Here is a 20,863-nt window from a genome sequence, read left to right as displayed (position 1 = left end):
TTCTCCTATTTATTTTCTAAATAATCTGCAATAGCTGCAACGTCTTTGTCACCACGTCCAGAGAGGTTTACAATAATAATTTGATCCTTAGTCATCTGAGGAGCCCGTTTGATAGCTTCTGCTAGGGCATGGGAACTTTCAATAGCTGGGATTATTCCCTCCGTTTTTGAGAGCAAAAGCAGAGCTTGAACCGCTTCATCATCTGTAGCAGGTACATAAGTGACACGACCACTCTCTCTCAAAAATGCGTGCTCTGGACCAACTCCTGGATAATCCAAACCTGCTGAAATGGAGTACACAGGTGCGACAGAGCCATCCTTTTCAAAAAGGGCAATGGTCTTCATCCCATCAATGATGCCAACACTTCCCTTGGTCATGGTTGCAGCGTGTTTCTCCGTGTCAACACCGTGTCCAGCCGCTTCAACTCCAATCAAAGCTACAGTTTCATCAGCAACATATTGTGAGAAGGCTCCAATAGCATTTGAACCACCACCGACACAGGCAATGACTGCATCTGGAAGACGACCTTCCTTGTCCAAAATCTGTTGACGAGATTCTTCAGAAATGATTTTTTGGAATTCATGCACGATACTAGGGTAAGGGTGTGGTCCAACTGCAGAGCCAAGTACATAGAAGGCATCCAAATCAGCCATCCATGCAGCAAAAGCAGCATCTACTGCTTCTTTAAGAGTAGCTGTACCAGCTTCAACCGCGTGTACCCTAGCTCCCATCATTTCCATGCGGAAAACGTTGAGGCGTTGGCGTTTCACATCCTCAGCACCCATGTAGACATCACAGGCCATGCCGAATTTGGCTGCTGCTGCCGCTGTTGCTACACCATGTTGACCTGCACCTGTCTCAGCAATCACACGGGTCTTACCCATGCGTTTTGCTAGGAGAATTTGCCCTAAAACGTTATTTAACTTGTGTGAGCCTAAGTGATTTAAATCTTCACGTTTTAGATAAATTTTGGCACCACCAAGATGATTACTCAAACTTTCTGCAAAGTAGAGCGGGGTTTCTCGACCCGAATAATCCGTCAGGTAATATTGATACTCAGCTAAAAAGTCTTCATCATTTCGATACTTTTCAAATACTTCTTCTAGTTCATTAAGCAATGTTTGAATTTCTTCTGAAACAAAAGAACCACCAAATTCACCGTAAAAACCTTTTTCTGTCATAACTTTTCCTTCTTTCTTTGTTGAGACTAGGCTATCGATTAATGATAAAGGAGGTATGCAAAAAAGCGCCTAGTTTCCTATGACGCTTTTCTTTTATGGATAAACCCAAGACAAGCGGCACAGATACTTTTTTGAAGTACTCCAAAAGTCGTATCTATGCCAAAACATAAACACAACTTTACAGACGCCAGCTTTGCCAGTTTGCAGATGTGAATGTTTTCATGTCTTAGCTTCCTTTCATGTTTGATTTTCTTAATTATAACTTAATTTTTTGAAATTGCAAGCCCTTTATCATAAATTTTCTAAATTTTTTGGCAATTATGAGAAATTTTAACGCTTTATCTCTTGGTGAACCTCTCTTCGGAGACTTTCTAAGTCACTTATGCCATACTTATCCATCACCTTTGGTAGGTCAGCGATGATGTTTGGACAGGCAAACGGATCTGTGAAATTAGCAGTTCCCACCCCAATAGCTGAGGCACCTGCAATCATCATTTCAAGCGCAGCTTGAGCCGAATCCACACCTCCCATACCAATGATGGGAAGGTCGGTTGAAAGTGCAACTTGGCGGATAAGTTTGAGAGCTACAGGAAAAACTGCCGGACCGGACATCCCACCCTGACCATTGGCAATGATGGGTTTTCGCGTTTTCAAATCAAAGCGTGTGCCGACCAAGGTATTTATCATGGTTAGACCGCTTGCCCCCGCATCTTCAACAGCTCTTGCGACCGTTGTTATATCGGCAACACTTGGGGTCAGCTTAACATAGACTGGCACTTCAGACACTTCAACGGCTGCCTTGACCGCCGCGTAAGCTAATTCTGGGACTTGTCCAATTAGCAGCCCTGCATTGCCATGATCCACGTTGGGACAGGAAATATTGAGTTCAATAGCTTTGACATTTGGCGCTTTGGAAATCTGAGCAGACACATAGGCATATTCCTCATTTGAAAAACCTGCCACATTGGCGATGATGGGAAGGTCTGGAAAATGCTGCGCTAACCAAGGCAGTTTTTCAGATAGGACAGCATCAACACCTGGATTTTGAAGGCCAATAGCATTGAGCATACCAGACGGTGTCTCGGCAACTCGAGGCGTAGGATTTCCAAATCGTGGTTCACGGGTCGTTGCCTTAATCATGATAGAGCCGAGTTTGTTTAAGTCGTAATATTTGGCATACTCTTGTCCAAAACCAAAACAGCCAGAAGCTGGAATGATAGGATTTTTCAGGTCAAGTCCTGGTAGGGAAATGTTCAAACGATTGTCAGTCATAGTAAGCTCCTATAAGACGATAGTGCCTGTAGGAAAGACAGGGCCGTCCTCACAGACACGTTTATTAGCAGATTCGGTGGCATTTTTGAGTGGAACAACGCAAGCGTAACAGGCCCCCATACCGCAGGCCATGCGTTCTTCCATAGATATGAAGGCATGTGGATGCTTTTCAAATTTTTTGTCTACATAGTTGAGCATGCCTGGTGCACCGCAGGCATAAATGGCGTCCGCCACCCAATCAAAACCATCGATGATAGTGGACACATAACCTTTGATACCGTAGGAACCGTCATCAGTTGTGACAAAAACATCACCGTATTGGCGCAGCTTTTCTTCTAAAATCACAGCCTCTTTATGGGCAAAGCCGATGACTGAAGTCACTTTAACCCCTTTAGCTGCCAACTGTTTAGCCGTCTCAAGTAAAGGTGGAACACCAATGCCACCACCAATCAGGAGCGCTGTCTGATCTTTGCTGATAACCGATAAATCAAAACCATTCCCCTGAGGTCCCATGGTATCAACTCGGTCGCCAGTCGTAAGTTTTGACAAAACTTCCGTTCCAGCCCCCTCCACTCGATAGATGAGCGTCGCTCTGCCCATTTCCCTGTCAATCTCAGAGATAGAAATTGGACGGCGCAGCAATTTCGAAGGGTCTGGAACCCTCAGATGCAAAAACTGTCCTGCTCTCATCTCCTCAACCATCTTTCCTGAAAGCACCATTTCAAAAATCTTTGGAGCAATCTCTCTTTGACTGACAATAGTCATATCTTCTTTCAAAACTGATTTTTTACAAAATGCCGAACCCATCCTTACCTCACTTTCTTTATGCAAAAAAAGACCTTGTCCATGAGAACAAGGTCGCTGGCGCACAAAAACAGCCTAAAATCTTAACTGAATTTAGCGCTTTTTCTACCTTGCCGCCTCTCTGGACGTCTTAAAGGTTTATTAACGTTTGGGGTATTATACCGTAATTGTTCGAACTTGTCAAAGCAGAATTTTATGTTACTTTTTGGTATAATAGCACGTGCGACAATCTGAATTTTAGAAACACGAAAAGAAAGGAAGACCCATGTCATTCGACGGCTTTTTTCTCCATCATTTAACACAAGAACTGCGTGAACAAGTCCTTTTGGGACGGATTCAGAAGGTCAATCAACCTTTTGAGCGGGAACTGGTTTTAACCGTTCGCAATAATCGTCAAAATTATAAACTTCTCTTATCAGCTCATCCAGTCTTTGGACGGATTCAAACGACCAAAGCTGATTTTCAAAATCCGCAGAATCCCAACACCTATACTATGATAATGCGCAAGTACTTACAAGGTGCCGTTATCGAGGATATTCAACAAGTTGAAAATGATCGCATTCTTGAAATTTCGGTCTCCAACAAAAATGAAATCGGTGATGCCATCAAGGTCACTCTTATCATGGAAATCATGGGTAAACATTCTAACATCATCTTGATCGATCGGAACGAGAACAAAATCATTGAATCTATCAAGCACGTTGGTTTTTCACAGAACTCCTATCGTACCATCTTGCCTGGTTCGACCTATATTGCACCGCCAAAAACTGACGCGCAAAATCCTTTTGACATCTCAGATACAAAGCTCTTTGAACTCTTGCAGACAGAGGATCTGTCACCTAAGAATCTGCAAAAACTCTTTCAGGGGCTTGGTCGCGATACCGCCAGTCAATTAGCTGCACAGCTAGGGGAGGACAAGCTCAAAAAGTTCCGAACTTTCTTTGCTCAAAAAACTCAGCCGAGCCTGACTGAGAAAAGTTTTGCTGCTCTGCCATTTTCCGATAGCATACAGAGTTTTGAAACCCTATCTGAGCTAATGGACTTTTTCTACGGGGAAAAAGCTGAGCGGGACAGGATTGCCCAGCAGGCTAGTGACCTGCTTCACCGCGTGCAAAATGAGCTCGAGAAAAATCGTAAAAAACTTAGCAAGCAAGAGGTCGAGCTTGCAGCTACTGAAAATGCTGAAGAATTTCGCCAAAAAGGGGAGCTTCTGACCACTTATTTGAGTTTGGTGCCCAACAATAAAGACTCTGTGGTGCTGGACAACTACTACACAGGAGAAAAAATAAGGATCGCTCTTGATGTCGCACTGACGCCAAACCAGAATGCCCAGCGCTATTTTAAAAAATATCAGAAACTGAAAGAGGCGGTCAAGCACCTGACTGGCTTAATAGAAGACACCAGGCAGACTATTGAGTATTTTGAATCGGTAGACTACAATCTCTCCCAAGCTAACATGGATGAAATTGAAGACATCCGTGAGGAACTTGTTCAAGCAGGTTTTATGAAACGACGTGCTACGGACAAGCGTCATAAGCGTAAAAAACCAGAGCAATATCTGGCTTCAGACGGCAAGACCATCATCATGGTCGGTCGTAATAATCTACAAAATGAAGAATTGACTTTTAAGATGGCTAAGAAAGGAGAACTGTGGTTCCACGCCAAGGATATTCCTGGATCCCATGTCATCATTAAGGACAATCTTAATCCTTCTGATGAGGTCAAAACAGATGCTGCTGAGCTTGCGGCCTATTATTCCAAAGCACGCTTATCCAATCTCGTTCAGGTCGATATGATTGAAGCAAAAAAACTCAACAAGCCAAGTGGCGGAAAGCCTGGATTTGTAACCTATACAGGGCAAAAAACCTTGCGGGTCACACCTACTAAAGAAAAAATTGAAAGCATGAGGTTAAACTAATGCGGATTCAACAACTCCACTACATTATCAAAATCGTAGAAACTGGCTCTATGAACGAAGCGGCCAAACAACTCTACATCACCCAACCGAGTCTGTCAAATGCTGTGCGTGACTTAGAACGTGAGATGGGCATTGATATTTTCATTCGTAATCCTAAAGGCATCACCCTGACAAAAGACGGAGTGGAATTTCTCTCCTACGCTCGTCAAGTTGTAGAGCAAACATCACTTCTTGAAGAACGTTACAAAAATCCTACGGCCAATCGCGAACTCTTTTCTGTGTCATCACAGCACTATGCCTTTGTGGTCAATGCCTTTGTCTCACTCCTTAAAGGAACAGACATGAGTCGCTACGAGCTCTTTCTACGTGAGACGAGAACTTGGGAAATCATTGATGATGTGAAAAATTTTCGTTCAGAGGTAGGCGTTCTCTTTCTCAATAATTATAACCGTGATGTGCTAACTAAGATGCTGGACGATAATCGCCTAAGCTATACACCACTCTTTACAGCTCAACCTCATATTTTTGTTTCAAAAACCCATCCCTTGGCTCAAAAAGAATTAGTCAACTTAGAAGATTTGGAAGAATTCCCTTACTTCTCCTACGACCAGGGAATTCATAACTCCTTCTACTTTGCAGAAGAAATTTTATCACAGATTCCTCACAAAAAATCAATCGTTGTATCTGACCGCGCGACTCTTTTCAATCTCTTAATTGGTCTAGATGGCTATACAATCGCTACAGGTATCCTCAATAGTAACCTCAATGGCGATAATATTGCTTCCATTCCACTTAATGTTGATGACGAGATTGAGCTAGTTTACATCCAACACGAAAAGGCCAACCTCTCAAACATGGGCGAGAAATTTATTCAGTATCTTTTAGAAGAAGTCAAATTTGATTGACAGACTCTATTTGATTTTCATTAATACTCAATGAAAATCAAAAGTAGCCTAGGAAACGAAGCCGACGATAGAACTTGAGTTCATCAAGACAAGTTGACAACGGATAATTTTGATTTTCGAAGAGTATAAACACAAAAAGGAAGTCCTTGGCACTAACCTCCAATAATGGAGCTAGTGCCAAGGACTCCCTTTTATTTCTATGATAAAAGCTGAGCTTTAATCAACTGATTGACCTTATCATAGTAAAATTCTTCTGTCTCATAAATAACACCAGCCTGCTGAGCTAGGAAAATAATTTTCTCTAAAAAAATCTGAGACGAAAAATTAGCGGTTCGATGGAGTTCCTCTTCATCAAAAGGCTTAATCAGATGAGCCAGCGGATTTCGCACCGCTTTTTCCAACTGACGAAGCTGAGCAACAGTATCCTTAATCGTCTGCGGAAAGTCCGTGACATCAATCAAGTCTGCCAAACTTTTCGTGGTCACCTTACTGTCGCGACGCTCTGACACGAAAGCCTGAATGAAGATGTTATCTGAATGCTTCATCTCGTCAAATTTCCAACTGTCATACTGGTCAGATTTGGTATCGTGAATAAACTGCCTTAAATCCGGTACCTTCTGTTGAGCCAAACGCAAAAAGAGGCGATATAAAATCGGGCTAACCGCACGCACAAAGTCAATGATGTTGGCGTTTTTGACCTTGGCTTCTAAATCCATGATGTAATTAGCCAGAAGTTCTTCCTCATAGTTGTTTGGTAAAAGGCTGAGTTGGTAGATAGCTTCAATTTGGCGAATCTCACTTTCGCGCTCAAAAAGATAGGCAACATTGAGCTCGCGGCGCTCTTTTAACATTTCTAGAAGAAGCTGGCTGTCAGGAGATAACATGCTGGTCTGCTCTGCAATTTTCCAAGCCTGATGATAAGCATAGAGATCCAAAAGCAGACTTAAGGTTTCATTAGTCATTGGCAATCAGGGTCTCTAGACCCACTTTCATCATGTCTGTAAAGGTGTTTTGACGTTCTTCGGCAGTCGTATCTTCCTCTAGGTGAACAAGGCTGTCGCTGATGGTCATGATACCGAGAGCTTTGACACCGTGCTGAGCAGCCAGATAGTAGAGAGCTGCGGCCTCCATTTCAATGGCTTTAACACCAAGTTCACCCAACTTCATGTTGCGCTCTGGCATGTTTGAGTAGAAAACATCAGAGGACAGCACAGAACCAACGTGAGTCGTCATTCCCATGTCTTTAGCAATATGATAAGCTGTATCAAGAAGACCAAAGTCTGCGATTTGGGGAAAATCATATTCTGGAAAATCATTGCGGATAATATTTGAATTGGTGGCAGCAGCTTGCGCTAGAACCAACTCACGAACATGGACATTAGGATCAATGGATCCGGCAGTTCCCACACGAATCAATTTCTTCACGCCATAGTCAACAATTAATTCACGCGCATAAATGGAAATAGAGGGCATCCCCATACCCGTACCCATGACAGAAACACGGTGACCTTTATAAGTACCAGTATAGCCAAACATGTTGCGGACTTCGTTGAAGCAGACAGCATCTTCAAGGAAATTTTCTGCAATAAATTTAGCACGCAAGGGATCTCCTGGCAGCAAGATTTTATCGGCGATATCACCAGGTTTAGCAGCAATATGGATAGACATTTATTATTACCTTTCGTTTTGAAAACTGATAAAAGGAGAGTTCAAGTTCAAACGCAATGAACTTGAACAACTTCACTTTGTGTTAGTTTACAACTCCGCTAAGATAGCCTTAATAAGGCCTTTGAAGTTGCCTTTGATTTGTTGAGTGACTTCGACCACTTCTTCGTGATTAAGCTCGGATTGGAAGCCAGCCGCAAAGTTGGTAATGGCTGAGATTCCCAAGACCTTGAGCCCAGAATGGGCTGCCACAATGACTTCTGGCACAGTAGACATACCAACAGCATGGGCTCCCATAGTCTGGAAGGCACGGATTTCAGCAGGGGTTTCATAGGTCGGACCTGTCACACCAAGATAGACACCGTCGTCCAGCTTGATACCCATTTTTTCAGCAATAGCGTGGGCTTTTTCGCGGTATTCTTTGGTGTAGGCATCAGACATATCAGGGAAACGAGGGCCAAAATCTTCCAAGTTTTCACCAATCAGCGGATTTTGACCAGTCAGATTGATGTGGTCTGTAATGGCCATCAAAGTCCCTGGACCGTAGCCGATACCACCTGCAGCGTTGGTGACAATAACACCTTGACAGCCAAGGGCTTTCATGACACGGACTGGGAAGGTCACGACTTCCATTGGATTTCCTTCATAGAAATGGAAACGTCCTTGAAGAGCCAAGACCTTGCGGCCTGCCAAATCCCCATAAACCAGTTTCCCAGCATGGCCAACAACGGTTGATTTACCCCAGTTTGGAATATCTGCATAATCGATGACAATGGCATTTTCCACTTCGTCAGCCAGTTCACCCAGACCTGATCCCAAAATCAGACCAAATTCCGGCTCCTTGATTCCTTTACTTTCCAAGTAAGCCTGAGTAACGCGAATATTTTCAAGTAATGACATAATATTATTCCTCTTATTTCAATTAAAATTCATTTGGTGTTACATCTTTGGGTAATACTGTTCCATCTCCGAAATCAATTCCTTCTCTGGTAAAGGTTTTCTTAGCGAGAGATGCAATGGTCAAAGTTGTTGCAGTATCAAAGGTACCACCAATTATCCCCCCCACAACTGGAACCATTTTCCCTAAATTTATTGCGCCAGTGGTTCCGAATTTTGTAGCTAATCTGAATCCTACTGCTTGGTTAATTTTCTTTAATAAATTTCCCGGAATCTTCTTAATCACACCAATAGCTATCTTATTTCCAATATTAATACCAGCTTTTTTTGCAATCTCAGAAACAGAGGTTCCAGCTAAAGTAGCATATACAAAAGACTGAACTTGGTCACTTTTTACATCATATCCTCTTATTTGAGCAATAGCTGCTATCATTCTCATTTGAAACAATATTACTGTAGCAATATTAGCCGGTATAGCAATTGGCATAGTGATAACCCCTCCTAAACCAGCTATAAAACCTGAGGTAGCCGCCTTAGTTGTTTGAAATTGAATAAGTCTTTCTATTGCAGTATCCTCATCATACTTATTAATATAATCAGCAACAAATTCATCCAAACGTGATTGCCCAGGAATACCATTTATTGTTGAGCTATATGCCCAATCCAAAGTAGACATCATGGTTTCTTGTGAAATATTACTTACATTATTCAATTGTTTAGAAACAATATCATTGGCGCTGTTAACTAAATCGCCAGCTTGCTTTCCAAAATCATTCAAATTTTTACCCAACGATTCAAAAAAATCCATAAAACTATCCCCACTATTAGACCAATTGATCCAAGAATGATTCCCCAATCATAGCCTTATCCACTCCGAAGTTCTCTGCGATGGTCGCAGAAATGTCAGCGAAGTGACCTTGTGGGATGACTCCATTTCCTGAAAAAACAGGGCTGTAAGCCAAAAGTGGGATATACTCGCGGGTGTGATCTGTCCCAGCGTAAGTCGGATCATTGCCATGGTCAGCTGTAATCAAAAGCAAATCATCTTCACGCATAGCTGAGATAATTTCTGGTAAGCGAGCATCAAATTCATGTAAACAGTCACGGTAGCCATGTGCATCGCGACGATGACCATAGAGAGCATCAAAATCAACTAAGTTAGTAAATGAGAAACCTTTTTCAAACTCAGGCAAGCCCATGGTCTTAATCAAGGTATCGATACCATGGCTATTTGATTTGTTGTGTCCCATATCATTGGTAATACCAGAACCGTTGAAAATATCACTAATTTTACCGACAGAATAAGTCGGAACACCAGCATCTGCTAATTTATTCAAAACAGTGTCCTCAAATGGTGATACAGCGAGGTCACGGCGATTAGCAGTACGTGTGAAGTTACCAGGCTCACCCACATATGGGCGGGCAATGATACGTCCAAGTAATGCAGGTCGTTCTAGAGTGATGGAACGTGCATACTCGCAGATACGGTAAAGTTCATCAAGTGGAATGATATCTTCATGAGCTGCGATTTGAAGCACTGGATCTGCTGAAGTATAAATGATTAGCTCACCCGTTTCCATTTGGCGAGGGCCAAAGTCATCAATAACAGCGGTTCCAGAGTAAGGTTTATTAGCTTCACGAATGACTTTACGGCCAGAAAATTCTTCGATTTTAGTCAGAATTTCCTCGGGAAAACCATTCCAGAAAGTATCGAAAGGCTCAGTGATGTTGAGACCCATGATTTCCCAGTGGCCTGTCATGGTGTCCTTACCAAGGGACACTTCCTCTAGCTTAGTGACATAGCCAGTCGGATTATCAACAGCAGGAACGGTTTTCAAAGGCGTTTCGCGAGGGATATTTCCAAGACCGATCTTAGCCATGCTTGGCACATCAAGACCAACTGTTTTGGAAATATGTCCCAAAGTATCTGATGCTCCATCTGGAACACCAGCGTTTACAAAATTATTAGCATCTGGAGCCGCGCCAATTCCGACTGAATCCAAAACGACTAAGTGAATACGATTAAATTTAGACACAATGTCTCCTATCTAGGGTGGTTACGGTTGGCACCCAAAACCTATAATAATGATTTACGTTAAGATTTTCTGGTAAATTAAGCTTCTAAAATGCGAACCCCATCTTTGCCAGCTACAATAACCTTATTGACCATGCCATTGAACAATCCGTGCTCAACTACACCTGTCATGGCTTTTAGCTCATTTCCAAAAGCCACTGGATTGTCAATTTTCCCAAGATCAAGGTCAATGATGAAATTTTTCATATCAGTAATGAAGCGCACCCCGTCTTTTTCACGGAAAGAGGGATTGTAACCTTTAGCCAAAAAGTCACGGAAAAGACGCTCGGCACCGTATTGCACCACTTCAACAGGAAGTTTAAAAGCTCCTAAAGTGTCAACCATTTTTGATTCATCGACAACCCATATATAGTCTTTGGTTGGTGTAGCTACAATTTTTTCCATAAGAAGGGCTCCGCCGCCACCTTTAATGCCATTAAATTCTGAGTCAACCTCATCAGCACCATCAACGGTCACATCAATAGTGTCAATATCATCAACCGATTTAAGTGGAATGCCCAGACTTTCTGCCTGAGCCGTGGTCACACTTGACGTAGTCACACCAATGACATTAAGCCCCTCTTCTTTGATGCGGCGACCAATTTCCTCCACAAAATAATAAGCTGTTGATCCCGTTCCAAGTCCAACAATCATACCATCTTTAACATATTGGGCAGCTGTCACCCCAGCAATTTTTTTGAGCGCTTCCATTACATCCTCCTCATTTCTATACTCCTTCATTATATCATGAAAAAGGTTTCAGAGACAATATTATTACCAAAAAACGAACATTAGGCATGCGCTACTTCTAATCTTATCAATACCTCAATCAAAAAACTAGCCACATAGGCTAGTTTTGCTCAAGGATATAAGTCAAATAATAGGTTGTAACCCCTTCGAAAGGAACATTTTCTAATGCTCCATAGATATCAAAACCGTGTCGAAGGTAGAAATCTTTAGCCTGATAAGATCTAGTGGTCAGAATAATGGTCTTAATCTTATTATGGAGAGCATAACTTTTGATTTTATCTAATAATTGACTCCCCAACCCTCGTTTCTGCTGGCTGGATGCAACAGCCAAATTATTGATTTTCAAAGTTTCATAGAGTCTTTCACAAGAAGCTGCCGCTACAATCTCCTCAGCCTCTTCAAGGACAAAGTTCAACTGTTCATGGGCATCGTCAGGTCTCTTATTTTGAAAGGTTCGTTCAAACTGTTCATCAAAAACCTGAGCAAAAAAATCCGATAAGCCCTCATTATCTTGATGAATGCGAAAAATCAACTCCATCACCTACTTTCAAAGATACAATTTTTAATAATCAGTTACTTCTTTACGGTCATGAACATTACTTTTCTTTCCCTGACGGGCTTCAAGAACCGCATTGACATCATCAATGGTGACGCCCGTCTCTACCAACATGACTGCCAAGTGATAGAGAAGGTCTGCGGTTTCATTGGCAATCTCTTCCTTGTCGGCATTTTTGGCTCCAATAACAACCTCAGTCGCTTCTTCACCAACTTTTTTCAAAATCTTATCCAAGCCCTTGTCGAAAAGGTAGTTGGTATAAGACCCCTCTTTAGGGTTATTCTTACGATTTAGCGCTTCTTTATATAAAATATTCATCACCTTAGTTTTCCTCCATATTTAGACTTAGAAATAACAACGGTAAGCCAATCTCATTGTTCAAACAAGCAGTTCTGATAATCTCTTTTATTTCAATATTCTCAATTCTATCAATTAAGTTTTTCGATTGAGAATCCAGTTTAGCTCCTATCGTCTCCTTAAAATCATTTAGGTTCCTATTTTCACTGCTATTCAACATTTCATCCCCACGAGAACCTGTATTCTTTGAAACACTTTGACCATTAGTTCCCCCAGTTTTTTGATTACCTCTTGAAATTTGATTTGGATTGATGTTTGACCTATAGCAAGAATGTCTCAAATATTCTTGTAGTGTCTTGGTTGACTTACAGTCAACAATATCTGAAAATTTTGGACTAGTATTTAAAAACGGGTACAAGTCATTTGCCTCTGTAAACAAAGTTCCAAAAATTTCTTCATTATTATTTCTAAATTGGGAATCAATTGTTGAATAGTTATGCAATAGCGGACAGTTACATCCATTATTGATATGGTTACTACCGCTAAAATCAGTATTATAAAACAAATAATATGGAGAATACCCTTTTCTTTGGGCATAGTTTATCAGTACAGACCACTGATGGTTTCCGTTAACAATATGATTAAATGCTTTGTAACGATTAGCACATGGTGAGATATTTGTTCGCCTGTTATTATATAGTTTTTTTGCCTGTACCAAGTGTAGTCTTTGAAAACCACATTGACTACAATGCAACAAGAACAAAAAGTCTGCGCCACTTACCTTTTCTGGGTCACCTGTATTTTGAAATGTCAAAATTAAGGCGGTATTCTTAATACTACTTGAATTACAACTATCTACAATTTTATACAATAAATAAGAAGTTAGCCCTGTTTCCTGTGCAGTACCATGATGAATCGTTTGGGCACGATACATCCACTTCCAAATTTCTACTGAAATATTTTCCACAATACTAGCTAAAGTCATAATAGATTTCCAATACTATAAAATTTCCTCAAAAAAGCAGGAATAAGCCCCCGTATGACAGGCTGCACCTTCTTGCTCAACTGCGATAAGCAAAGTGTCTCGGTCGCAGTCAGTTTTAATAGACTTGACATGCTGGTAGTGGCCTGAGGTGGCTCCCTTGTGCCAGAGTTCATTGCGCGAGCGACTCCAATAATGCATCTGCTTGGTTTTCAACGTCAGTTCATAACTTTCTTCATTCATGTAGGCCAGCATAAGGACTTGTCCACTTTTATGGTCAGTTACGATAACAGGAACTAAACCACCTTGCTTATCAAAATCTAGTTTGATTGCTGTCATAGGCGCACCTCGATTCCCGCGTCAGCCATAGCTTTTTTAGTATCAGCGATAGCCACTTCTCCAAAATGGAAAATAGAGGCTGCCAAAGCTCCTGTGGCAGGGGTTTTCTGGAAGACTTCAACCATGTGCTCAATATTGCCAGCACCACCTGAGGCAATGATAGGAACATCCACCACAGCAGCAACGGCATTAAGCATATCAAGATCAAAGCCAGACTTAGTTCCATCCTTGTCCATGGAAGTCAGAAGGATTTCACCAGCCCCAAGACTGACTACTTCCTTAGCCCATTCAATCAGGTCCTTACCTGTGTCTTTGCGACCACCAGCCACATAGACATGCCAGCTACCATCTGCTTCCTTTCGAGCATCGATGGCTGCCACAACACACTGATTTCCAAATTTCTCAGAGCACTCCTTAATCAGTTGCGGGTTAGCAACCGCTGAAGAATTGACGGCCACCTTATCTGCGCCTGCCTTTAGCATCTTGTTCATGTCTTCAACGGAGCGGATGCCACCTCCGACAGTAAAGGGAATGAAGACCTGATCTGCCACATGACGAACCATCTCGACAGTGGTGTCACGCTCTTCATGGGTGGCTGTGATGTCTAGGAAGACCAACTCATCACAGCCAGCTTCATAGTAGGCGCGAGCTGAATTGACAGGGTCACCGACATCGGTCAAATTCACAAAATTGACCCCCTTAACGACTCGCCCATCCTTAACATCCAGGCAGGGAATAATCCGTTTTTTTAACATATCAGCCTCCGAATTCCTTGAGTTCATCAAGGGAAATGTTACCATTATAGTAGGCTTTCCCAACGATTGTTCCCGCTACGCCAATGTCTTGGAGTTTCGTCAAATCGCTGAGCTCTGCTATGCCACCTGAAGCGATGACTTTAGCAGTTGTTAATTCAGCCACCAAGCGTTCATAGTGATCAAAGTTTGGTCCAGTCAGGGTGCCATCACGGTCTACATCCGTGTAGACAAAGAGTTCCACACCCATTTTTTCCATTTCCTTAGCCAAGCTGATGTAGTCAACAGTACTGGTTTCAAGCCAGCCTTCTGTAGCAACGTATCCATCCTTGGCATCAATACCAACCACAATCTTGTCACTACCAAATTTATCCAAAGCAGCTTTAACGAAATCAGGATTTTTCACAGCCATGGAACCAATAATCACACGGTCAATGCCAACATTCAGGTAGTCCTCGATTTGTTCCAATGTTCTGATGCCGCCCCCGACCTCAACACCAAGACCAGTCGCAACCTTAAGAGCTGCGATTAAATCACGGTTGGTCGCTTTACCATCCAGGGCACCATCTAAGTCAACCACATGGATGAATTCAATACCAGCGTCTGCAAAAATGCGGGCTTGCCCCAATACATCGGGATTAACAACCGTTTCCTGGCTGAAATCACCTTTGAAAAGACGGACAGCTCTGCCGTTTTTTATATCAATTGCAGGAAGAATTTGCATAATTAAGATACCAAGAGCGTTAAGAAAGCAAGAAGAAAATAGGAGGCTACCGCAGTGACCTTGGTCACAAGGAAGTTTATCTTTTTCTCGATGCTTTTAGCTCGGGTTCAGTTCAGAAAATATCTGAACGAACCTCCCTTTCTATTTTTTAATCTCTACATATTTCCACAAATTTTTCAATAATCCCCAATCCGATGTCACCTGATTTTTCTGGGTGGAATTGGGCTCCATAGACATTGTCCTTGTGTATCATAGCTGGTACTTCAATGGAGTAGTCAGCTGTTACGTCGATATAATCGGCTGGGACATCTGTGTAATAAGAATGAACAAAATAAACAGCCTGTCCTTCGAGCCCATCGGTTAGGGCAGTTCCTTGTTTGACCTTCAAGTCATTCCACCCCATGTGGGGTACTGGTTTGTCTTTACTTGCTGGGATGTGGCGACAGACTCCTGGAATGAAACCGAGTCCCTTGGTCTCTTGGTGCTCAAGTCCAATCTCAGTCAAGACTTGCATTCCCAAACAGATACCCAAAAGGGGAACACCATTGGCAACGGCCTCCTTGATGGCAGTTACTAAGCCACGCTTCTCCAGCTCTGCCATTGCCGCAGGATAAGCCCCAACGCCCGGCAAAATCAAGCCAGAGGCTGACAAGATATCCTGCGGATTGGCTGATAGTTTAGCCTCAACTCCCAGCTTATCCAAGGCTCGTAAAACATTGGCTGTATTTCCAGCATCGTAATCAATGACAATTAGCATATTAGAGCATTCCTTTTGTTGAATTGACACCCTTAATTTCTGGGTTTAGGGTAATGGCTTCGCGCAGAGCACGTCCAGTCGCTTTGAAAAGACTTTCTGACTTGTGGTGGTTATTTTTACCGTGTAAGATTTTCAAGTGTAGGTTCATTTGGACGTTGAAAGCAAGGGCTTGGAAGAATTCTTCTACCAATTCTGTGTCAAAGTTACCCAGTTTTGGATTGTCAAATTGGCAATCAAAGACTAAATAGCTGCGCCCTGAGAGGTCAAGACTTGCCATCCCAAGGGTTTCGTCCATAGGAACAAAAGACGTTCCATAGCGGTTGATACCAGCCTTGTCCCCCAAGGCTTCTTTGATGGCCTGACCCAGCACGATACCCACATCTTCAACCGTGTGGTGGCTATCAACATGAAGGTCGCCATCTGCTTTGACCACAAGTGACATACGACTGTGGCGAGCAAAGAGGGTCAACATGTGGTCAAAAAAGCCAACGCCAGTATCAATATCAACTGGCTCTTGGGCATCCAAATTAATGGCTAGCTTGATTTTGGTTTCAAAAGTATTGCGTTCAATTTCTGCTTGTCTCATGTATGCTCCTTTTTATTTTAGGCAAGCTAATGCCTACCTATTTTTATCACTCTAATTTTTTATGAGATGGCGGGTAACTGTTTTCCGTTTTTCTGGTGCTAGTCTTGGGCATTTGACAGATGGCTGTCATGGTAGCAGCTCTTTTTAGTCTCTCCTCACCTCAATGGCTTTGGCGTGGGCTTGTAAGCCTTCAGCATAGGCTAAGGTTGTAATATCCTTCTCAGCCTTATTAACTGCTGCTTTTGAATATTGCGTGTACTGAATGCGTTTGATAAAATCATGAACACCTAAGGCTGATGAAAAGCGGCTAGTTGCTGTTGTCGGTAGGACATGGTTGGTCCCTGCATAATAGTCCCCGATAGGTTCACTTGTGTGGTGCCCAAGGAAGATAGAGCCAGCATTTTCAATGCGCCCCAGATAGTCATAGGCATTGTCCATGGCAATCTCTAGGTGTTCTGGGGCTACCAAATTCATGAGGTCGAACATGCTGTCAGCATCTTTTGTGATGATGAGTCGTCCATTATTTTCAACCGAAGGTCTTGCGATGGCTTCGCGTGGTAACTCTTTCAATTGTTTTTCAATTTCCACTTCAACAGCGTCAGCCAATTCTTCCGAATCAGTCACCAAGATGGCGCGGGCAAGAACATCGTGCTCAGCTTGTGACAAGAGGTCTGCTGCCACATATTTGGCATTGGCAGACTTATCAGCAATGACACCGATTTCTGATGGACCAGCAATCATATCAATGCCAACAATACCGAAGACCTGCTTCTTAGCAGTGGCGACGAAGATGTTACCAGGACCAGTGATTTTATCTACCTTAGGAAGAGTTTCTGTCCCGTAAGCCAGCGCAGCAATCCCTTGAGCACCTCCGACTTGGTAAATCTTATCAACACCAGCCAATTTAGCCGCCACCAAAATAGCAGGAACAAAGTGCTCTTGAGGCGGTGTAATCATGATGATTTCTTTAACTCCAGCAATTTTAGCAGGGATGACGTTCATGAGAACTGACGAAGGATAGGCTGCCGTTCCTCCTGGAACGTAGACCCCGACACGTTCGATTGGTCGAATCAGTTGACCACGGATAACGCCTTCAAAAGGGTGGTCTTCAAAACCCTCTTCAAGCTGCTGCCTATGATAGGATTCGATGTTAGACTTAGCATTTTCAAGAGCTATCAGAACGTCCCGATCAACCTCCTCAAAAGCCTTGTCAATCAAGCCTTGTCCAACTTCTAAACTGTCTAATTCTACCTTATCAAACTTGGTAGAATAGTCGCGAAGAGCTTGGTCTCCACGAGACTTCACATCCTCGATGATGCTACGGACTGTTTCTTCAACATCAAGGTTTTGCTTGGAAAGCTCTAGCTGCTCCTGATAGAGAAGCTGAGCGATTTCTTCATTTGTTCCAGTTAATCGTTTCATTGGAAGGGTACCTCCTCATTTCCTACAATACTTTCAATCTTGCGGATAAAGGGCAAGACTTGGGGATTATTTTTCAGCGCAGCTTTGTTTACAATAAGCCGAGCAGAGATGCGGCAAATGTCCTCGTAAACCTTGAGCCCGTTGGCCACCAAGGTACTTCCTGTCTCTACAATATCGACAATGGCGTCCGCTAAACCAATGACAGGAGCAATCTCAACAGATCCTTGAATAGAAATAATTTCCACATCTTCGCCCCGTTCATTAAAGAAATCCGTCGCTACCGTTGGATACTTTGTCGCAATCCGTTTGCGTTTGTGATCATTAGGCTCATAATCATCCGTGGAAGCAACCGAAAACTTACAAAGTCCGAAATTCAAATCTAGCATCTCAAGGTAACCCGTCGGGTGTTCCATGAGGACGTCCTTGCCAACCACACCAATATCAGCCACACCGTGACGCACATAAGTGGTCACATCAGGCGCCTTGACCAATAAAAATCGGAATTTCTTATCCGGACTTTCAAAAATCAAATTGCGTCCCTTATCTGCCATAAAGGCCATATCAAAACCTGCCTTTTCCAGCAAGGTCACTGTATCTTTCTCGATACGCCCCTTAGTAAGTGCAATAGTGATTTGATGATTAGTCATGGCCGACACCCCCAAATGCTAAATCTTCACGAATGGCTTGGTAAACCGAATCAATATCAATGGCCCAGCCAACCGCTGTCAATTTTTGAGCACCAAAGCGCTCGAAAAGCTTGTCATAACGCCCACCTGACACAAAGGCGTCGGGCACCTTGTCCCCAAAAACCTTAAACATAACGCCAGTATAGTAGGGCATGGTGGATAATTGCGCCAAATCTACAGTCGTTTGAGGCAAATGCTGAGTAAGGGATAAAACAAGGATTTCCAAGCTATCAAGAGCCGCTAGGATAGCTTCGTTTTGCACCAACTGACGCGCTCGATTAAGCACAGTTTGACTCTCACCAAACAAGAATGGCAACTCTTTCAACAAGTCATCAAACTCACTAGGATGACACTTGGTAAATTCATTGAGCCCCGTTATATTTTTATCACGAATCAAATTGCTCAAAAGATCACTGTCACTGGTAGATAAATCAAGTTCAGCAAAAACCACCTGTAAAATCCGAGCGTGGGAAAATTCAAACTGATAATTTTTAAGCCCAGCCACATCTAGAGCAGCTTTAGCGGTCTTAATAGCTTTAAGTAGCGCTTCTTGAGCTGGAAAACCGATAATCTCAACTCCCGCTTGCGTGTGCTCGTTAGACAGTCCCCGCATTTCTTCGTTGTAATTAAAAACCTTCCCAGAGTAAGAAAAAGTAATCGGTGTCTGAACTCTGGTCGAAGCGATGACACGGCCAATTTGACTGGTAATATCTGGACGTAAGCTCAGCAATTCCCCCTGTTTATCAAAAAGATTATAATGAGTCGTGCTAACCTCATCAGAAAAAACTTCAAAGTGCTCTAAGGTCGGTGTCTCAATACGATTAAACCCTTGAGACATCAAAAGATCCGAAATATCCCTTTCAATGGTATACATGGCACGCGCACGCTTGAAAAGCTTATCGTGCATGCCGAGCGGCAAAGTCGTCTTCTTCATTCAACCAACTCCTTTATCACATCTAAGACTCTTTCCATCTCTGCTTGAGTTCCAATGGAAATACGCAGTTTATTGCTAATACGATCAACTTTCGGGAAATAACGGACATAGATTTTATGAGCTTCTAGGTAGCTAAATAAAGCTTGCGCCGTCACCCCCTTTGGCTCAACTAAGACAAAATTAGTTTTTGATGGTAAAACATCAAAGCCAAGCGCCTGCAATTCCCCAGCAAACCAATCACGGGTCTGACAAATAGTCTGACAAGATTTCTCATAATAAGACCAATCCTTGACCGCCACTGTTGCTATTTCCTCAGCCAAGCTATCCACATTATAAGGATTGACCGAATTTTTCACCGCATTGATGATCGCAATCAACTGTGGACTGCCAATGCCATAACCTACACGCAGACCTGCTAGCGCAGCATCTTTTGAAAAAGTTCTTGTGATAAAAACATTGTCATATTTTTGGAGCAATGGCAGAGCAGACTGACCACCAAAGCTGACATAAGCCTCATCGATAACCACAACCACATCTTGGTTAGCTTTTACAATCTCCTCAATCTCTTCAAGCGGTTTGAAAATCCCGGTTGGTGCGTTAGGATTAGCTAAAATAATCCCACCATTATCCGCAAAATAATCGACTGTCTCGATTTCAAATCGGTCATTGAGTGGAATTTCGTGGTAAGGAATATGGTACAAATCAGCCCAAACCTTGTAAAAGCCATAGGTCAAATCTGGGAAGACTACAGGCTCATCACTATTGAAAAAAGCCAGAAAAGCCATGGATAGAATATCATCCGAACCATTTCCAACGATGATCTGATCAGCAGACACTCCCAACTGCCCCGCCAAAGCCTCACGTAAATCAGCTTGGTCTAAACTGGAGTATCTGGTCAAACGATTGACATCAAAAACCTTCAAAAGCTCCTGAACCTTGGGACTTGGGCCATAAGCATTTTCATTGGTGTTTAGCTTAATCATATCCTTTTCCTTTGGCTGAAAACCAGCCACATAGGGTTCAATCTGACGAAGTCCTTTTAACATATCCATTCTTCCTTTCTCTTTAGCGACAGCCATTTCCCTTAAACGATAGCAAAAACGCCCTCACAAAAACACAGGTTTTTGCAAGGACGTTTCCACGTGGTTCCACCTTTTTTCACTGTTCAGTCACCTCAACAGCCTCAATGAGTTCAAAACTCTAGTCTCTAACGGAACCACCCGTCGTGCACTACTCTCATAGATTTCGCACACGCACTCAAGAATGTGTCGTCTAAGGATTGCATGCCTTCTCACCCTTGGGCACTCTCTGTCTGTTGTCTTAGACTTTTTCTCTCATCGCTTTACTTATTGCTCAATATTT

At 42.7% G+C, this 20,863-nt stretch carries 23 protein-coding genes; 2 read left to right on the top strand and 21 right to left on the bottom strand.

The features are described 5' to 3' along the window. Positions 1-5: 5 nt before the first annotated feature. From trpB to G576_RS0110260, 3 genes are all read right to left on the bottom strand, one after another. Complete coding sequence (gene trpB / locus G576_RS0110270) at positions 6-1,181, bottom strand: tryptophan synthase subunit beta (RefSeq protein WP_027974525.1); 1,176 nt, start codon at positions 1,179-1,181, stop codon at positions 6-8. A 330-nt stretch (positions 1,182-1,511) separates the two neighbouring features. Continuing rightward, positions 1,512-2,453, bottom strand: coding sequence for a dihydroorotate dehydrogenase (locus tag G576_RS0110265; RefSeq protein ID WP_027974524.1), 942 nt, complete (start codon positions 2,451-2,453; stop codon positions 1,512-1,514). A 9-nt stretch (positions 2,454-2,462) separates the two neighbouring features. Then, positions 2,463-3,260 (bottom strand): dihydroorotate dehydrogenase electron transfer subunit, encoded by a 798-nt coding sequence (locus tag G576_RS0110260; RefSeq protein ID WP_027974523.1) that lies wholly within the window; start codon positions 3,258-3,260, stop codon positions 2,463-2,465. A gap of 262 nt (positions 3,261-3,522) precedes the next feature. On the opposite strand from G576_RS0110260, the gene G576_RS0110250 reads away from it, so the two are divergent. After that, entirely contained in the window at positions 3,523-5,175 is a 1,653-nt protein-coding gene (locus G576_RS0110250; protein ID WP_027974521.1) for an Rqc2 family fibronectin-binding protein, read from the top strand. Continuing rightward, the gene (locus G576_RS0110245) at positions 5,175-6,080 is read left to right on the top strand and encodes a LysR family transcriptional regulator (RefSeq protein WP_027974520.1); all 906 of its coding nucleotides are present in this window, start codon (positions 5,175-5,177) and stop codon (positions 6,078-6,080) included. The genes G576_RS0110250 and G576_RS0110245 overlap by 1 nt, the downstream gene beginning before the upstream one ends. A gap of 197 nt (positions 6,081-6,277) precedes the next feature. Here G576_RS0110245 and G576_RS0110240 read toward each other — a convergent pair whose 3' ends face one another. The 18 genes from G576_RS0110240 to hisC form a co-directional block, all read right to left on the bottom strand. Next, positions 6,278-7,042, bottom strand: coding sequence for a hypothetical protein (locus G576_RS0110240; RefSeq protein WP_027974519.1), 765 nt, complete (start codon positions 7,040-7,042; stop codon positions 6,278-6,280). After that, entirely contained in the window at positions 7,035-7,748 is a 714-nt protein-coding gene (gene deoD / locus G576_RS0110235) for a purine-nucleoside phosphorylase (RefSeq protein WP_027974518.1), read from the bottom strand. Before deoD ends, G576_RS0110240 begins: the two co-directional genes overlap by 8 nt. An 87-nt stretch (positions 7,749-7,835) precedes the next feature. Continuing rightward, entirely contained in the window at positions 7,836-8,645 is an 810-nt protein-coding gene (locus G576_RS0110230; RefSeq protein WP_027974517.1) for a purine-nucleoside phosphorylase, read from the bottom strand. Between the two features lie 22 nt (positions 8,646-8,667). Then, positions 8,668-9,450: an EcsC family protein gene (locus tag G576_RS0110225; protein ID WP_051178099.1), complete on the bottom strand. Its 783-nt coding sequence runs from the start codon at positions 9,448-9,450 to the stop codon at positions 8,668-8,670. Positions 9,451-9,466: 16 nt separating this feature from the next. After that, positions 9,467-10,678: a phosphopentomutase gene (locus tag G576_RS0110220; protein ID WP_027974515.1), complete on the bottom strand. Its 1,212-nt coding sequence runs from the start codon at positions 10,676-10,678 to the stop codon at positions 9,467-9,469. A 77-nt stretch (positions 10,679-10,755) separates the two neighbouring features. After that, the gene (rpiA, locus tag G576_RS0110215; protein ID WP_027974514.1) at positions 10,756-11,427 is read right to left on the bottom strand and encodes a ribose-5-phosphate isomerase RpiA; all 672 of its coding nucleotides are present in this window, start codon (positions 11,425-11,427) and stop codon (positions 10,756-10,758) included. A 139-nt stretch (positions 11,428-11,566) separates the two neighbouring features. Continuing rightward, the gene (locus tag G576_RS0110210; protein ID WP_245563035.1) at positions 11,567-11,998 is read right to left on the bottom strand and encodes a GNAT family N-acetyltransferase; all 432 of its coding nucleotides are present in this window, start codon (positions 11,996-11,998) and stop codon (positions 11,567-11,569) included. 30 nt (positions 11,999-12,028) lie between these two features. Further along, positions 12,029-12,343, bottom strand: a complete 315-nt coding sequence (gene hisE, locus G576_RS0110205; protein ID WP_027974512.1) for a phosphoribosyl-ATP diphosphatase — start codon at positions 12,341-12,343, stop codon at positions 12,029-12,031. Position 12,344: 1 nt separating this feature from the next. After that, positions 12,345-13,304, bottom strand: coding sequence for a DUF6615 family protein (locus G576_RS0110200; RefSeq protein ID WP_027974511.1), 960 nt, complete (start codon positions 13,302-13,304; stop codon positions 12,345-12,347). Positions 13,305-13,319: 15 nt separating this feature from the next. Then, positions 13,320-13,640 (bottom strand): phosphoribosyl-AMP cyclohydrolase, encoded by a 321-nt coding sequence (gene hisI, locus G576_RS0110195; RefSeq protein WP_027974510.1) that lies wholly within the window; start codon positions 13,638-13,640, stop codon positions 13,320-13,322. Then, complete coding sequence (gene hisF / locus G576_RS0110190; RefSeq protein ID WP_027974509.1) at positions 13,637-14,395, bottom strand: imidazole glycerol phosphate synthase subunit HisF; 759 nt, start codon at positions 14,393-14,395, stop codon at positions 13,637-13,639. The genes hisI and hisF overlap by 4 nt, the downstream gene beginning before the upstream one ends. Before the next feature lies 1 nt (position 14,396). Next, positions 14,397-15,116: a 1-(5-phosphoribosyl)-5-[(5-phosphoribosylamino)methylideneamino]imidazole-4-carboxamide isomerase gene (hisA, locus tag G576_RS0110185; RefSeq protein WP_027974508.1), complete on the bottom strand. Its 720-nt coding sequence runs from the start codon at positions 15,114-15,116 to the stop codon at positions 14,397-14,399. A gap of 148 nt (positions 15,117-15,264) precedes the next feature. Then, entirely contained in the window at positions 15,265-15,873 is a 609-nt protein-coding gene (gene hisH / locus G576_RS0110180; RefSeq protein WP_027974507.1) for an imidazole glycerol phosphate synthase subunit HisH, read from the bottom strand. A gap of 1 nt (position 15,874) precedes the next feature. Then, the gene (gene hisB, locus G576_RS0110175; RefSeq protein WP_027974506.1) at positions 15,875-16,459 is read right to left on the bottom strand and encodes an imidazoleglycerol-phosphate dehydratase HisB; all 585 of its coding nucleotides are present in this window, start codon (positions 16,457-16,459) and stop codon (positions 15,875-15,877) included. Positions 16,460-16,603: 144 nt separating this feature from the next. Continuing rightward, positions 16,604-17,881: a histidinol dehydrogenase gene (hisD, locus tag G576_RS0110170; RefSeq protein ID WP_027974505.1), complete on the bottom strand. Its 1,278-nt coding sequence runs from the start codon at positions 17,879-17,881 to the stop codon at positions 16,604-16,606. Then, positions 17,878-18,528 carry an ATP phosphoribosyltransferase gene (gene hisG, locus G576_RS0110165; protein ID WP_027974504.1) on the bottom strand — a complete coding sequence of 217 codons (651 nt, stop codon included), beginning with the start codon at positions 18,526-18,528 and terminating at the stop codon, positions 17,878-17,880. The genes hisD and hisG overlap by 4 nt, the downstream gene beginning before the upstream one ends. Next, complete coding sequence (locus tag G576_RS0110160) at positions 18,521-19,501, bottom strand: ATP phosphoribosyltransferase regulatory subunit (protein WP_027974503.1); 981 nt, start codon at positions 19,499-19,501, stop codon at positions 18,521-18,523. The genes hisG and G576_RS0110160 overlap by 8 nt, the downstream gene beginning before the upstream one ends. Next, entirely contained in the window at positions 19,498-20,547 is a 1,050-nt protein-coding gene (gene hisC / locus G576_RS0110155; protein ID WP_425423381.1) for a histidinol-phosphate transaminase, read from the bottom strand. The genes G576_RS0110160 and hisC overlap by 4 nt, the downstream gene beginning before the upstream one ends. Positions 20,548-20,863: the final 316 nt, after the last annotated feature.

Source organism: Streptococcus porci DSM 23759 (assembly GCF_000423765.1).
GTDB lineage: Bacteria > Bacillota > Bacilli > Lactobacillales > Streptococcaceae > Streptococcus > Streptococcus porci.
Note: the sequence above shows the minus strand (reverse complement) of the source record. Positions and strands in the feature narration are given on the sequence as shown.

Coding starts and splice junctions, on each gene's coding strand:
- trpB (WP_027974525.1), bottom strand. CDS start 1,181: ATGACAGAAAAAGGTTTTTACGGTGAATTTGGTGGTTCTTTTGTTTCA.
- G576_RS0110265 (WP_027974524.1), bottom strand. CDS start 2,453: ATGACTGACAATCGTTTGAACATTTCCCTACCAGGACTTGACCTGAAA.
- G576_RS0110260 (WP_027974523.1), bottom strand. CDS start 3,260: ATGGGTTCGGCATTTTGTAAAAAATCAGTTTTGAAAGAAGATATGACT.
- G576_RS0110250 (WP_027974521.1), top strand. CDS start 3,523: ATGTCATTCGACGGCTTTTTTCTCCATCATTTAACACAAGAACTGCGT.
- G576_RS0110245 (WP_027974520.1), top strand. CDS start 5,175: ATGCGGATTCAACAACTCCACTACATTATCAAAATCGTAGAAACTGGC.
- G576_RS0110240 (WP_027974519.1), bottom strand. CDS start 7,042: ATGACTAATGAAACCTTAAGTCTGCTTTTGGATCTCTATGCTTATCAT.
- deoD (WP_027974518.1), bottom strand. CDS start 7,748: ATGTCTATCCATATTGCTGCTAAACCTGGTGATATCGCCGATAAAATC.
- G576_RS0110230 (WP_027974517.1), bottom strand. CDS start 8,645: ATGTCATTACTTGAAAATATTCGCGTTACTCAGGCTTACTTGGAAAGT.
- G576_RS0110225 (WP_051178099.1), bottom strand. CDS start 9,450: ATGGATTTTTTTGAATCGTTGGGTAAAAATTTGAATGATTTTGGAAAG.
- rpiA (WP_027974514.1), bottom strand. CDS start 11,427: ATGGAAGCGCTCAAAAAAATTGCTGGGGTGACAGCTGCCCAATATGTT.
- G576_RS0110200 (WP_027974511.1), bottom strand. CDS start 13,304: ATGACTTTAGCTAGTATTGTGGAAAATATTTCAGTAGAAATTTGGAAG.
- hisI (WP_027974510.1), bottom strand. CDS start 13,640: ATGACAGCAATCAAACTAGATTTTGATAAGCAAGGTGGTTTAGTTCCT.
- hisF (WP_027974509.1), bottom strand. CDS start 14,395: ATGTTAAAAAAACGGATTATTCCCTGCCTGGATGTTAAGGATGGGCGA.
- hisA (WP_027974508.1), bottom strand. CDS start 15,116: ATGCAAATTCTTCCTGCAATTGATATAAAAAACGGCAGAGCTGTCCGT.
- hisH (WP_027974507.1), bottom strand. CDS start 15,873: ATGCTAATTGTCATTGATTACGATGCTGGAAATACAGCCAATGTTTTA.
- hisB (WP_027974506.1), bottom strand. CDS start 16,459: ATGAGACAAGCAGAAATTGAACGCAATACTTTTGAAACCAAAATCAAG.
- hisD (WP_027974505.1), bottom strand. CDS start 17,881: ATGAAACGATTAACTGGAACAAATGAAGAAATCGCTCAGCTTCTCTAT.
- hisG (WP_027974504.1), bottom strand. CDS start 18,528: ATGACTAATCATCAAATCACTATTGCACTTACTAAGGGGCGTATCGAG.
- G576_RS0110160 (WP_027974503.1), bottom strand. CDS start 19,501: ATGAAGAAGACGACTTTGCCGCTCGGCATGCACGATAAGCTTTTCAAG.
- hisC (WP_425423381.1), bottom strand. CDS start 20,547: ATGTTAAAAGGACTTCGTCAGATTGAACCCTATGTGGCTGGTTTTCAG.